Annotated in this window: 13 protein-coding genes; 6 read left to right on the top strand and 7 right to left on the bottom strand. The window is 63.3% G+C overall.

The features are described 5' to 3' along the window. Nucleotides 1-38: 38 nt before the first annotated feature. From AC0QTX_RS11170 to AC0QTX_RS11145, 6 genes are all read right to left on the bottom strand, one after another. Nucleotides 39-1673: an ABC transporter ATP-binding protein gene (locus tag AC0QTX_RS11170; RefSeq protein WP_474603894.1), complete on the bottom strand. Its 1635-nt coding sequence runs from the start codon at nucleotides 1671-1673 to the stop codon at nucleotides 39-41. Nucleotide 1674: 1 nt separating this feature from the next. Next, the gene (locus AC0QTX_RS11165; protein WP_474603893.1) at nucleotides 1675-2817 is read right to left on the bottom strand and encodes an ABC transporter permease subunit; all 1143 of its coding nucleotides are present in this window, start codon (nucleotides 2815-2817) and stop codon (nucleotides 1675-1677) included. Nucleotides 2818-2826: 9 nt separating this feature from the next. Continuing rightward, the gene (locus AC0QTX_RS11160) at nucleotides 2827-3747 is read right to left on the bottom strand and encodes an ABC transporter permease subunit (RefSeq protein ID WP_474603975.1); all 921 of its coding nucleotides are present in this window, start codon (nucleotides 3745-3747) and stop codon (nucleotides 2827-2829) included. Nucleotides 3748-3858: 111 nt separating this feature from the next. Further along, a complete protein-coding gene (locus AC0QTX_RS11155; RefSeq protein ID WP_474603892.1) occupies nucleotides 3859-5451 on the bottom strand; it encodes a peptide ABC transporter substrate-binding protein in 1593 nt (530 codons plus the stop codon). Nucleotides 5452-5620: 169 nt separating this feature from the next. After that, entirely contained in the window at nucleotides 5621-6055 is a 435-nt protein-coding gene (locus tag AC0QTX_RS11150) for a GlcG/HbpS family heme-binding protein (RefSeq protein ID WP_474603891.1), read from the bottom strand. Nucleotides 6056-6099: 44 nt separating this feature from the next. Continuing rightward, nucleotides 6100-7326 (bottom strand): urate hydroxylase PuuD, encoded by a 1227-nt coding sequence (locus AC0QTX_RS11145; RefSeq protein ID WP_474603890.1) that lies wholly within the window; start codon nucleotides 7324-7326, stop codon nucleotides 6100-6102. 205 nt (nucleotides 7327-7531) lie between these two features. Between AC0QTX_RS11145 and uraH the strand changes: the two genes are divergently transcribed. The 6 genes from uraH (at nucleotide 7532) to AC0QTX_RS11115 (ending at nucleotide 11802) form a co-directional block, all read left to right on the top strand. Next, a complete protein-coding gene (gene uraH, locus AC0QTX_RS11140) occupies nucleotides 7532-7885 on the top strand; it encodes a hydroxyisourate hydrolase (protein WP_474603889.1) in 354 nt (117 codons plus the stop codon). A gap of 2 nt (nucleotides 7886-7887) precedes the next feature. Next, nucleotides 7888-9327 (top strand): allantoinase PuuE, encoded by a 1440-nt coding sequence (puuE, locus tag AC0QTX_RS11135; protein ID WP_474603888.1) that lies wholly within the window; start codon nucleotides 7888-7890, stop codon nucleotides 9325-9327. A gap of 77 nt (nucleotides 9328-9404) precedes the next feature. Further along, nucleotides 9405-9851, top strand: a complete 447-nt coding sequence (gene lysM, locus AC0QTX_RS11130; RefSeq protein WP_474603887.1) for a peptidoglycan-binding protein LysM — start codon at nucleotides 9405-9407, stop codon at nucleotides 9849-9851. A 67-nt stretch (nucleotides 9852-9918) separates the two neighbouring features. Then, nucleotides 9919-10236, top strand: coding sequence for a rhodanese-like domain-containing protein (locus AC0QTX_RS11125; RefSeq protein WP_474603886.1), 318 nt, complete (start codon nucleotides 9919-9921; stop codon nucleotides 10234-10236). A gap of 136 nt (nucleotides 10237-10372) precedes the next feature. Next, the gene (locus AC0QTX_RS11120; RefSeq protein WP_474603885.1) at nucleotides 10373-10810 is read left to right on the top strand and encodes a c-type cytochrome; all 438 of its coding nucleotides are present in this window, start codon (nucleotides 10373-10375) and stop codon (nucleotides 10808-10810) included. Nucleotides 10811-10869: 59 nt separating this feature from the next. Continuing rightward, entirely contained in the window at nucleotides 10870-11802 is a 933-nt protein-coding gene (locus AC0QTX_RS11115; protein ID WP_474603884.1) for a c-type cytochrome, read from the top strand. Nucleotides 11803-11838: 36 nt separating this feature from the next. Here AC0QTX_RS11115 and AC0QTX_RS11110 read toward each other — a convergent pair whose 3' ends face one another. Further along, nucleotides 11839-12456: a helix-turn-helix domain-containing protein gene (locus tag AC0QTX_RS11110; protein ID WP_190844057.1), complete on the bottom strand. Its 618-nt coding sequence runs from the start codon at nucleotides 12454-12456 to the stop codon at nucleotides 11839-11841. Nucleotides 12457-12539 lie beyond the last annotated feature (83 nt).

Below are 12539 nucleotides of genomic sequence, written 5' to 3'. Positions count from 1 at the left end.
CAGAGTCAAATCTGCACCATGGGCTCAGGTTCCAACCGTCAGGAGGCCAGGTGTTGGACTGCTGCCTCTCTCTTGTCGAGTTCGGTCAGGAAGGCGGCTGCAATCAGGTCGCGGGTGTATTCCTCGCTCGGTCGGTCGAAGATCTCCTCGGCGTTGCCGCGCTCCACCACCTTGCCGCTCTTCATGACCATGATCTCGTCCGAGAGCGCCCGCACGACGGCGAGGTCGTGGCTGATGAAGACATAGGCGAGGCCGTGAGCCTTCTGCAGATTGCGCAGGAGGTCGACGATCTCCTTCTGGACGGAGCGGTCGAGGGCCGATGTCGGCTCGTCGAGAACCACGAGCTTGGGGTGCAGGATGATGGCGCGGGCGATGGCGATGCGCTGACGCTGGCCGCCGGAGAACTCGTGCGGGAAGCGGTTCCGCCAGGCCGGATCGAGCTGCACCTCGTCGAAGGCTTGAGCGGCGCGCCGGTCGCGTTCCTTGCGGGAGATGCTGGGCTCGTGGACGAGCAGGCCCTCGGTCACGATCTCGCCCGCGGTCATGCGGGGGGAGAGGGAGCCGAAGGGGTCCTGGAACACAAGCTGCAGGTGCCGCCTCAGAGGCTGCATCCCCCGCCGGTCGAGGGGCATGAGGTTGCGGTCCTCGAAGCGCACGAGGCCGGAGGCCGGCTGCAAGCGCAGGATGGCGCGGCCCAGCGTCGACTTGCCGGAGCCGGATTCGCCCACCACGCCCACCGTCTCGCCGGCACGTACCCTGAGGCTCACATTGTCGACAGCGCGAAGCACATGGGTCGTCTTGCCGAACAGGGACTTCTGCAGGGCGAACTCGACGCCGATGTTCTGTGCATCGAGGATGACTGGAGCGTCGGCCGCGACAGGCTCCTTGCGTCCGGTCGGTTCGGCATCGATGAGCATCTGGGTATAGGGATGCTTCGGTGCCGCGAAGATGTCCGACGTGCGGCCGCTTTCGACCACCTCTCCGCGTTTCATCACATAGGTGCGGTCGGCGAAGCGGCGGACGACGCCGAGGTCGTGGGTAATGAACACGATCGACATGCCGAGCCGCTTCTGCAGATCGGCGAGCAGATCGAGAATGCGGGCCTGCACCGTCACGTCGAGAGCGGTGGTCGGCTCGTCGGCGATCAGCACGTCCGGATTGTTGGCGAGCGCCATGGCGATCATCACACGCTGGCGCTGGCCTCCGGACAGCTCATGCGGATAGGCATCGATGCGGCGGCCAGGATCCGGGATGCGGACGAGTTCCAGAAGCTCGATGGCGCGCTTGCGCGCGTCGGCCTTGCCCATGCCGCCATGGGTGGTGAGCGGGAGGCTAAGCTGATCGCCGATGCGATAGAGCGGATCAAGCGACGTCATCGGCTCCTGGAAGATCATGGTGAGCTTCGAGCCGCGGTAATGATTGAGCCTGCCCGGAGAAAGACCCACCAGCTCCTCGCCGCGATACTTGACCGAGCCCTCTGCCCAGCCGTTCGAGGCGAGAAGGCCCATGACCGACATCATGGTCTGGCTCTTGCCCGAGCCGGACTCGCCCACGATGGCGACGGTCTCGCCTGCGTTGATGTCGAGGTCGATGCCCTTCACCGCATGGAGGATGCCGTCGCCGGTGCGGAAGCGGACATGGAGATTGCGGACGGAAAGAACAGGTTCGGCCATGTCAGCGATCCTTCGGGTCGAGAGCATCGCGCAGGCCATCGCCGATGAAGTTCAGGCAGAACAGGATCGCGACGAGCGTCAGTGCGGGATAGATCAGCATCCAGGTGGAATCCTGAATGCTCTTGGCACCTTCCGAAATCAGAACGCCAAGGCTGGTATAGGGCTCCTGAACACCGAGGCCGAGGAAGGACAGGAAGCTCTCCAGCAGGATGACGCGCGGCACCATGAGAGTCATGTAGACCACCACAGGACCAAGGGTGTTTGGAATCACGTGACGGCGGATGATGCCCTTGGTTTCGACGCCGAGCGCCTCGGCGGCCTGGACATATTCCTGCCGCTTGATCGAGAGCGTCTGCCCCCGGACGATGCGCGCCATGTCGAGCCACTCGACGGCGCCCACGGCCAGGAACACCAGCACGAAGTTCCGGCCGAAGAAAACGACCAGCATGATGACGAAGAAGATGAAAGGCAGCGAGTAAAGAACGTCGACGATGCGCATCATCACGAGGTCGACGCGCCCTCCGAGATAGCCGGAGGTCGCGCCGTAGACCACGCCGATGATGATGGCGACGAACGTCGCCAGAAGCCCGATGGCGAGCGAGACCTGACCGGCCTTCATGGTGCGGGTGAGAAGGTCGCGTCCATTGGCTTCGGTGCCGAAGAAGAAATACTGCTTCTCGATGGGCACGTCGACCACAAGGCGGCGCCCCTCGTCCTGCCGTTCCACGACCTGCGCGGTGCCGAACAGATCCGAGCGCTCGAAATAGGCCAGCAGCCGCTCGTCGACGGGCCGCGAGCTCGTGCTGACGAGAGCCATGCGCACGGCGTCGCCGGTGATCTCAATGTTTTCGGGCTTGGCCCTTACGCGGGAGCCGATGCGCTCGGCCTGGGGGATGATCTGCTCCGCCTTGGGGTATGCGCTCAGGCTCGCAGGTGCGCGCACGTACTCAGGATACACCCTGTCGAAGGGGTGGCCGGTGAAAAACGGCCCGAAAATGCAGGCGAGCGCGATCAACCCTAAGATGATCATGCTGGCGACGGAGGCCTTGTTGCGCAGGAGACGAGCCCGCGCATCGGCCCAGAGGGAACGGCCGGTCACTGGGCCGGTGACGGGGATATCGGAAATGACGGCGCCTTCAGCCATGGCGGTGCCTCAATCGTAACGGACGCGGGGGTCGATCACCGCGTAGAGGATGTCGACGATCAGATTGAAAATGAGCACGAACACGGCCACCACGACGACGGTGCCCATCACGAGGGTGTAGTCGCGGTTCAGCGCTGCCTCGACGAAGTAGCGGCCGACCCCTGGGAGAGCGAAGATGGTTTCCACCACGACGGAGCCGGTGAGCAGGGCTGCGGCGGCAGGTCCGAGGTAGGACACTACCGGCAAGGCGGCCCCACGCAGGGCGTGCCGCACGATAACCCATGACGGCAGGCCCAGCGAGCGGAGCGTGCGGATGTGGTTCGAGCGCAGGTTCTCGATCATGGCCGCACGGGTCATGCGCGCAATGATGGCGATCTGGGGGAGCGAGAGGGTGATGACTGGCAGGATCAGATTGCGGGGAGTGCCACCCGCCCAGCCTGCAACGGGCAACAGGGCCAGGGTGAGCCCGAACACGATCTGCAGCACCGGAGCGATCACGAAGGTGGGGATCGTCAGGCCGAAGGTGCCGAGGCCGCTCACCATGTAGTCGACCATGCTGTTCTGCCGAAAAGCCGCTATGGAGCCGAGCGTGCCGCCCACAATGATGGCGAAGCCCAGTGCAAGGGCGCCGATCCGGATGGAAACGGGCAGGCCGTTGGCGAAGAGCTCGGCGACGCTGAAGTCGCGCATGATGAAAGAGGGACCGAAATCACCCTGAACTACGGCGAAGAGATATCTCACGTACTGCTCGAAGAGCGGCCGATCCAGGCCATAGATCTTCTGCAGGTTCTCCATGACCTTGGCCTCGAGGGGACGTTCCAGATCGAAAGGACCGCCCGGCGCGAGCCGGATCAGGAAGAACGAGATCGTGATGATGATGAAAAGGGTAGGAATCGCCGAGAGAAGACGGCGGAAAACGAAGGGGATCACAGTATCGACTCCGCTCGATAACAACCCCTCAGCGAGGGAAGCAGCCTTGGCGGCCGACGTGTTGTTTGTGAGCCGGGCGGCCATGAGGCCGCCCGGCAAGATCGAGGATGCTTACTGCTTCAGGGACAGGAAGCGGCTCGGGTACACGCCAGAAATGTTCTGGTTGAAGCCGACGAGCTTGTCCGAGACCAGGTTCTTCGTGCTGTAGTGGAGGAGCGGGATCCACGGCTCTTCCTTCATGAAGATCTGCTCGGCCTGCAGCAGGTACTCGGCGCGCTTCTTGAGATCGCCTTCCTTGGCAGCCTTGTTCTTCATGAGGTCGTCAAACTGAGCGTTCTTCCACTTGCCGTAGTTGAAGCCCTTGTTGTCGCTCTCGAGCAGGAACAGGAAGTTCTGCGGATCCGAGTAGTCGCCGATCCAGCCGTAGCGTGCGATGTCGAAGTCGCCGCCGTCACGCAGATGCGCGAAGTGGGTCTTGGAGTCGGTGTTGATGAAGGACGTCTCGACGCCGAGCGCCTTCCACTGGTCGGCAATGGCGACAACCGTGTTGCGGTTGTTGTCGGTGGTGTTGTAGCGGATCTCAACCTTCAGCGGCTTGCCGCCGGGGCCGTAGCCGGCTTCCTTCAGCAGGGCCTTCGCCTTGTCCTCGCGGTCGATCGGCGACATGGAGGCGTACTCGGCCTGGGCCGGCTTGCCGTAGTTGCCGATGCCCGGCGGCACGAAGGAATAAGCCGGCAGCATGGTGCCGCCCCAGATCTGCTCGGCGATGAACTCGCGGTCGATCGCCATGGAAAGGGCCTTGCGGACGCGCACGTCGTCGAACGGCGCCTTCGACGTGTTGACCGGCAAGCACCAGACGCCGAGATACGGGCCGATCACGACCTGCCCCTTGAAGCGCTCCTTGAGGGCCTTCACTTGGTCGGCCGGGATGTCCGGGGTGGAGTGCAGTTCGCCGGCCTGGAATCGGCGGACGGCCGCGGCAAGATCGGAGATCGGGTAGAACATCACCTGATCGATCTTGACGTTCGCGGCATCATGGAAGTTCGGGTTCTTCACGACCTTGATATGCGAGTTCGGCACGAACTCGGCCAGCGTGTAGGCGCCGTTGGACACCAGGTTGCCCGGCTTCACGTAATCCTTGCCGAACTTCTCGACGGACGCCGGATGGACGGGCAGGCCTGTCTGGTGGGTCAGCTGCTCGATGAAGTAGGGAGTGGGCTGCTCGAGACGGATCTCGAGGGTGCGGTCGTCTACCGCCTTCACGCCGAGGTCCTCAGGCTTGGCCTGGCCCTTGTTCACCTTCTCGGCGTTCAGGATCGGGTAGAGGATGTTGGCGTATTTGGCGCCGGTTTCCGGGTTCATGATCCGGCGATAGGCGAACACGAAGTCAGAGGCCTTCAGCGGGTCGCCATTGGACCACTTGGCGTTGGAACGCAGGGTGAAGCGGTAGGTCTTGCCGTCGTCGCTCATCTCCCACTTTTCGGCGACGCCGGGCACCACTTCGCCCTTGTTGTTCTTGATCACGAGACCTTCATAAAGGTCGCGGAGAACGTGGGATTCACCGACCGTGGAGGTCTTGTGGACGTCGAGCGTCTCCGGCTCGCCGTCGTTGCCGCGGTGGTAGACAACTTGAGCGACCGCGAAGCTCGAAAATGCTACCGTTGCGGCAGCCGCCAGAGCGGTACGTTTCAACCATGATGACATTGGACGCGTTCCCTTTCTGATTATCTCAGGGTTTTTTGAATGTTTCGGTCAGAGCCGGTAAGGCAGTAACCTTGTCCTATTTGTTGATCAATCAACTGTTTATGTCCAGTACTATCAGAAAAATTAAGGAATTCCTGGGATAACAAAGGGTTGAGCCTGTGGAGACGGCTCAGGCGCCGGTGTCGAAGACCATGCCGGCCGCCTCGATGCCGGCCACGGCGGCGATTTCGTCGTTGTCGGATGTATCGCCGGAAACGCCCACCGATCCCAGGATCCGGCCCTGGCCGTCCTTGATCAGGACTCCACCCGGAACCGGGACGAGCTGCCCGCCGACCGCATGAGTGGCCGAGGCGACGAAGTAGGGACGGTCGGTCGCCATCTTGTGCAGGGCGCGCGAGCCGACGCCGAGCGCCAGGGCCCCATAAGCCTTGCCCATGGCGATCTCAGCCCGCTTGATGCTGGTGCCGTCCTCCGAAAGGAGGGCCTTGAGCGCGCCGCGGGCGTCATAGACCACTACGGCGAGAGGCTTGAAGGATTTCTCCCGCGCGGTTTTGAGGGCGGTGGCTGCAATGGTCTGAGCCGCTTCCAGGGTGAGTTCGGTCAATCGATTTCTCCATCGGTTCGGTTGTTGGGGCTCAACGCACGATTTTAGCGGGTAAAGGTGTCCCGTGCCGCCAGCCAGGCGGCTACAGCCTTGCGCTCGTCCAGGGTCATCTCGGTGATGTTGTTGGGCGGCATGGCGTGGGTCAGCACGCTCTGGACGCGAATGATCTCCGCATGGCGCTCGATCTCCTCAGGCGTATCGAGCCGTACGCCTTTCGGCGCGACAGGAATTCCGTCCCAGACGGGCTCCGGCGCATGGCACATGGAGCAGCGGGACTGGATCGCGAGCACGGCCTCGTCGAAGGAGGCCGTCACGGCCTCGGGCGTGACGGCTGCCGGGGCCTCGGCCATGTTGGCGTTGCCGGGCTTGCCGATGATCGAGAGCCAGATCGCGATTATGACGGCAGCTGCGGCAACGCCCCAGGTCCACCAGGGCGAGCCCTTGCCGGCATGCTGCGAGTTGAAGAAGTGCCGGATCACCGCGCCTGCGATCACGATCAGCCCCACGATGCCGACCGAATAGGCGGACGACCATGCCAGCGGATAGTGGTTCGACAGCATCAGGAAGATGACCGGAAGGGTCAGGTAATTGTTGTGGGTCGACCGGAGCTTCGCTTCCTTGCCGAGTTTCGGGTCGGGCGTCTGCCCGGCCAGGAGGGTGGCTACAACCTTCTTCTGGTTCGGGATGATGACGAAGAACACGCTCGCCGACATCCAGGTGGCGATCATCGCGCCCGTGTGCAGGAAGGCGGCGCGGCCATTGAAGACCCGGGTGAAGGCGTAGGCCGCCAGCAGGATGTAGGCGAAGAGCACGACGCCGAGCAGGAGGCCGTTCTTTCCAAGCGGTGAGCGGCAGAGGCCCTCGTAGACGAGCCAGCTCAGGATGATGCCGCCGATGCCGATGGCGGCGGCCTGCCAGGTCGTGAGGGCGCGCACGGCCGGATCGATGGTGTAGAGGTCGGCCTGGAGATAGTAGACCCAGACAATGAGGAAGAAGCCGCTGATCCAGGTGGAATAGCTCTCCCACTTGAACCAGGTGAGCTCCTTCGGCAGTTCGGGCGGCGCAACGAGATACTTGCGCATGTTGTAGAACCCGCCGCCATGGACCTGCCATGCCTCGCCGCCGACGCCTTCGGCCAAGCCTTCCCGCTTCTTCAGGCTGAGATCGAGGTGGATGAAGTAGAAGGACGAGCCGATCCAGGCGATGGCCGTAATCACATGGACCCAGCGGATGATCTGGCTGATCCATTCGGAGATTTGCGGGTCGATCATGCAGTCACTTGATTGATGAAGGAATGCTTAGCCTAGGGCGGCGGTCGGGTTTGCGATAGGCCGTGTCCGCAGCTTTTTCAACAGGAACCCTGTCCGGGAAACCCTGCATTTCCGCAACAGGATCGAGGGATGCGGCTTGACGCCGAACGCGCAGGCCAGAAAGAATTCCAGGTTCGATCTGCCCCTTCTCCATCCGCGAGGTTTCATGGGCCGCCTGTCCACCCACGTTCTGGATACCGCCAACGGCAAACCCGCGCGCGGCGTCGCCATCGAACTGTTCGCCGTCGAGGGCGAGCAACGCCGCTCCGTGCTGCGCGCCGTCACCAATGCGGATGGGCGCACGGATGCGCCGCTGATGATCGGCGATGCCTTCCGCATCGGAACCTATGAAATCGTCTTCGCGGTCGGAGCCTATTTCAGAACGCTCGGTACGGCCATGGCCGATCCTCCGTTCCTGGACATCGTGCCGATCCGCTTCACCATCGCCGAGCCCGATGGCCACTACCATGTTCCGCTCCTCGTCTCCCCCTGGAGCTATTCCACCTATCGAGGAAGCTGACCATGCCGACGTCCTATCCCCGTGACCTCGTCGGCTATGGCCGCAACCCGCCGCATCCGCGCTGGCCGAACGGAGCGCGGATCTGCGTCCAGTTCGTGATCAACTACGAGGAGGGCGGCGAGAACAGCATTCTCCACGGCGACCGGGCCTCCGAGGCCTTCCTTTCGGAGATCGTCGGCGCGCAGGCCTGGCCCGGCCAGCGGCACATGAGCATGGAATCGATCTACGAATACGGCTCCCGCGCCGGCTTCTGGCGCCTGTGGCGGATGTTCACCGAACGCAGGATGCCGGTCACGATCTATGGCGTCGCCACGGCCCTCATGCGCAACCCGGAGGCGGTCGCGGCCATGAAGGAGGCCGGCTGGGAAATCGCGAGCCATGGGCTCAAGTGGATCGACTACCGGGACTTCTCCTCGGAGGAGGAGCGGGCGCACATGAAGGAGGCGATCCGCATCCACACGGAGGTGACGGGGGAACGGCCGCTCGGCTGGTACACGGGCCGCACGTCGGAGCACACCAACCGCCTCGTGGCGGAGGAGGGCGGCTTTCTCTACAGCGCCGATTCCTACGCCGACGAGTTGCCCTTTTGGGAGCAGCACGGCGACAGGCAGCAGCTCATCGTGCCCTACACCCTGGACGCCAACGACATGCGCTTTGCGACCCCGCAGGGTTTCAACGCGGGCGACCAGTTCTTCGCCTACTTGAAGGACTCGTTCGACACCCTTTATGCAGAGGGCGAGACCGCACCGAAGATGATGTCGGTGGGCCTCCATTGCCGCCTCGTCGGCCGCCCCGGGCGGGCAGCGGCGCTGGCGCGTTTCTTGGACTATGTTGCGTCTCACGAGGGCGTCTGGGTCGCCCGGCGCATCGACATCGCGCGCCACTGGCTCCGGCATCATCGCCCGGCGGGCCTGAAGCCCAGCACCATGAGCCGCGCCCTCTTCGTCGATGCTTTCGGCGACATCTTCGAGCATTCGCCCTGGATCGCGGAGCGCGCTTTTGACGCCGGCCTCACCACCGGGCAGGATACGGCCGAGGGGCTTCATGCCGCCATGGTGCATGTGCTCTCGGGGGCAAGCCACGGGCAGAAGCTGGCGCTGATCAACGCCCATCCCGATCTCGCCGGACGCCTCAAGCTCGCCGACCTCACGGCCGATTCCCGCAACGAACAGTCCTCGGCAGGCCTAGACAGCCTCACTGAGGAGGAGCGCGACCGCTTCCTGGCGCTCAACGACCTCTACAAGGAAAAATTCGGCTTCCCGTTCATCATGGCGGTGAAGGGGCGCTCGAAGGACGAGATCCTGGCGGCCTTCGAGGAGCGGCTCGAGCATGATCCGGAGCAGGAATTCGACACGGCCGTCGTCCAGATCGAGCTGATCGCGCTTCTGCGGCTGAAGGATCGGTTGCCCTCGCTGGCGGATGTGTTCTCGAGCTTGGCCTAAGCGGAACCGTTCGGAGCCCCATGCGTCTTCGTCTCAGCTTGGCTATCCAAGGCCGGGCACAACGAGAGGAGGACGACGTGGGTCTTTTCAAGTTCATCAAGGAGGCCGGCGCGAAGATCTTCGGCGGAAGCGCAGCCGCGGCCACCCCGGATAAGCTGCAGCAGGAGGTCCAGGGACACGGGTTCGATGCCAGCAAGCTCGGAATCCAGGTCGAGGGCGATCGGGTGAAGCTCTCGGGTCAGGCCATGAACCAGGAGGAAGCCGAGAAGATCATCCTGTCCCTCGGCAATACCTACGGCGTCGCCGAAGTCGATACCTCCGATTTCCAGGTTCAGCAGCCTTCGGCCGAGTCCACCATGTACACGGTCCAGAAGGGGGATACCCTCTGGGAGATCGCCGAGAAGCACTACGGCAAGGGCAAGGGCGCGAAATATACGGAGATCGTCAAAGCCAATTCGCCGCCGGTCAAGGACCCCGACATGATCCAGCCCGGCTGGGTCCTGCGGATCCCGCCGCTTTCGTGACGGCTGCCGGATTGCACGCCTCCCTGTCCTGCCGCTATGAGACGGCCATGACAGGGAGGATGTGTCCATGAGCGAAGCGCCGCAGGTTATCGATCTCGATCGCGAGGCCATCAAGCAGGGGTTACGGGAGGGTTCCCTTCTCCTGGTCGACGTCCGCGAACCGCATGAGTTCGCCGCGGGCCATATCCCCGGCTCCGTCTCGCATCCCCTCTCATCCTTCGATGCCTCCGGTCTGCCGGACGGGAAGCGAATCGTCTTCTCCTGTGCGGCAGGCGTTCGGTCCGTCCGGGCAATCGAGTTTGCTCAGGCTGCCGGACGCGATATCCGCGAGCATTACAAAGGGGGGTTCAAGGACTGGGCTGCGGCGGGCGAGCCGGTGGAGTAGGCCCGATACCTCGAACGATCACATAGATGTGTTCTAAAGTACAGTGCTCAAGCTTCTGCAGATATGCGCTAATGTCGTCCCGCCGGAGACGGTTCGTAGGGAAGCCGTCTGTCGCGCCCATGAGGGAAACACATAGATGAAGCGTACAATATTCGTCGCCAGCCTTCTGGCGCTTGGGGTGACCGCCGCCATTGCCCAGAGCAACGTCGTCGAGCAGCGTCAGGCTCTGATGAAGGAAATGGGCGCGCAGACGCGGCCTATCGGCGCCATGATGCGCGGCCAGGAGCCCTTCGACCTCGCCAAGGTCCAGGCTGGCCTGAAGGTGTTCGCCGAGAACCCCAAGAAATTCGTCACTCTCTTCCCTGAGAACACGAAGGACGCGCCCAAGACCGAAGCTCTGCCCACGATTTGGGAGAACAAGGCCAAGTTCGAATCCCTCGGGAACAAGATGAGCCAGGACGCCCAGACGGCCATGGCCACGATCAAGGACGAGGCTTCCTTCAAGACCGAGATGCCGAAGGTGCTTCAGAACTGCGGCGCCTGCCACAACGAATTCCGCAAGAAGACCTCCTGATCGGACGATGCTCGGAATGGGCGGCCCTTGGGCCGCCTATTTCATTTGGAGAAGAGGCGATGCGTATAGCGCTCGTAGGGGTGGTTGCCCTTGTGATTTTCGGCGTATTGGGCTTCCTGGCCTTGACCTCGCCCTCGGCCTATCGCCTCATCCGTGCCGAGGCGCCCGCTCCCGATGCCAACCGGACCCCGAATGTGGAGAACGGCCGGGTCCTGTTCTTCGCCGGAGGCTGTACCTCCTGCCATGCGGTGCCCAACAACGATGACAAGCTGCGTCTGGGCGGCGGCTATGCCCTGAAATCCCCGTTCGGCACCTTCCACGTCCCGAACATCTCATCCCACAAGCAGGATGGCATCGGCTCCTGGAGCACGGCCGACTTCATCCGGGCCATGCGCGAGGGCGTGTCGCCCGATGGCCGCCACTACTATCCGGCCTTTCCCTACACCTCCTATCAGCGCATGAATCCTGAGGATCTCTCCGACCTCTTCGCCTTCATGCAGACCCTGCCCGCCGTCGAGGGGCGGGCGCGCGATCACGAACTGCCGTTTCCCTTCAACATCCGCCGGGGTGTCGGGCTTTGGAAGTTGGCCTTCCTCGACGGAAAGGTCTTCACGCCGGATGCGTCGAAATCGGCCAGCCTGAACCGGGGAGACTATCTGGTGAACGGGCCGGGGCACTGCGTCGAGTGCCACAGCGAGCGCAATGCAGCCGGCGCTATCATCGATGAGCGCCGCTTCGCCGGCGGCCCCGATCCGGAGGGCAGGGGGATCGTCCCCAACATCACGCCGCACCAGACCGGCATCGGCGGCTGGGCTCCCGAGGAACTGGCGACGCTGCTGAAGACCGGCGAGACGCCGCTGTTCGACACGGTCGGCGGACAGATGGGCGCCGTTGTGGCCAACACGGCCCAACTGCCCGAGGCGGACCGTGCCGCCATGGCGGAGTACCTGTTGTCCCTGCCGCCGAGGCAGGGGTTCAAGAGGCCTGAGTAAGCTGTGGAACAGTTGGGGATGGGTTGAGGACAGGCCTCAATCCATCACGGCGGCCTTGAGGATGCAGACCATGGTGGCCCGGCCGGGCTTGTCGCCGATGCAGCGCACGGAATGGGGACGGTCGCAGCGATAGCGCAGGCTTTCGCCGGCCTTGGCCTGCTGGACGACCCCGCCCACCTCGACTTCGAACTCACCTTCGAGAACCGACAGACATTCCACCGAGCCGCGCTGATGGCTGTCGGAGTCGAGAACCCCGCCGGGCTCCGACTGCACGTCGTACCATTGCAGCCATTCGATGGTCTTGAGCCAGCCGATGATGGCGAGCCGCATCTTGCCGTCCTCCGACACGAGGATCGGCGTGTCGGCCTTGGACGACTTCTCGATGAAAGGCTCTTCGTCCCCGGACGCGAGAACCCGCTCGATGGATACGTCGAGCGCCTGGCTCAGCCGCCAGATCGTCGCGAGGGTGGGATTGGTCTCGTTGCGCTCGATCTGGCTGATGATCGACTTTGCGACGCCGGATTGCTCGGCGAGCTCCGACAGGGACAGGTTGTAGGCCTTGCGCAGACGCTGGATCGTCTTGCCCATGTTGCCGGAGAGAACCTGCGCGCCCGTTTCCAGCTCCCGGTTCCGTTCTTTGCCCTCGACGCCCATCGCTGCCTCTGTTCTGAAAAACCGTACGCCCGTTCCTCAAAACGGTTGTGGGGTAATCGGCAGGGCGGGTCAAGCGCCGGTGC

The organism is Microvirga sp. jy35, from assembly GCF_056148915.1.
This window is presented reverse-complemented; position numbering and strand designations above follow the sequence as displayed.

What these genes read in the sequence shown, in the direction of transcription:
- AC0QTX_RS11170 (WP_474603894.1), bottom strand. Translation starts at nt 1,673, where the DNA reads ATGGCCGAACCTGTTCTTTCCGTCCGCAATCTCCATGTCCGCTTCCGC.
- AC0QTX_RS11165 (WP_474603893.1), bottom strand. Translation starts at nt 2,817, where the DNA reads ATGGCTGAAGGCGCCGTCATTTCCGATATCCCCGTCACCGGCCCAGTG.
- AC0QTX_RS11155 (WP_474603892.1), bottom strand. Translation starts at nt 5,451, where the DNA reads ATGTCATCATGGTTGAAACGTACCGCTCTGGCGGCTGCCGCAACGGTA.
- AC0QTX_RS11145 (WP_474603890.1), bottom strand. Translation starts at nt 7,326, where the DNA reads ATGATCGACCCGCAAATCTCCGAATGGATCAGCCAGATCATCCGCTGG.
- uraH (WP_474603889.1), top strand. Translation starts at nt 7,532, where the DNA reads ATGGGCCGCCTGTCCACCCACGTTCTGGATACCGCCAACGGCAAACCC.
- puuE (WP_474603888.1), top strand. Translation starts at nt 7,888, where the DNA reads ATGCCGACGTCCTATCCCCGTGACCTCGTCGGCTATGGCCGCAACCCG.
- AC0QTX_RS11125 (WP_474603886.1), top strand. Translation starts at nt 9,919, where the DNA reads ATGAGCGAAGCGCCGCAGGTTATCGATCTCGATCGCGAGGCCATCAAG.
- AC0QTX_RS11120 (WP_474603885.1), top strand. Translation starts at nt 10,373, where the DNA reads ATGAAGCGTACAATATTCGTCGCCAGCCTTCTGGCGCTTGGGGTGACC.
- AC0QTX_RS11115 (WP_474603884.1), top strand. Translation starts at nt 10,870, where the DNA reads ATGCGTATAGCGCTCGTAGGGGTGGTTGCCCTTGTGATTTTCGGCGTA.
- AC0QTX_RS11110 (WP_190844057.1), bottom strand. Translation starts at nt 12,456, where the DNA reads ATGGGCGTCGAGGGCAAAGAACGGAACCGGGAGCTGGAAACGGGCGCG.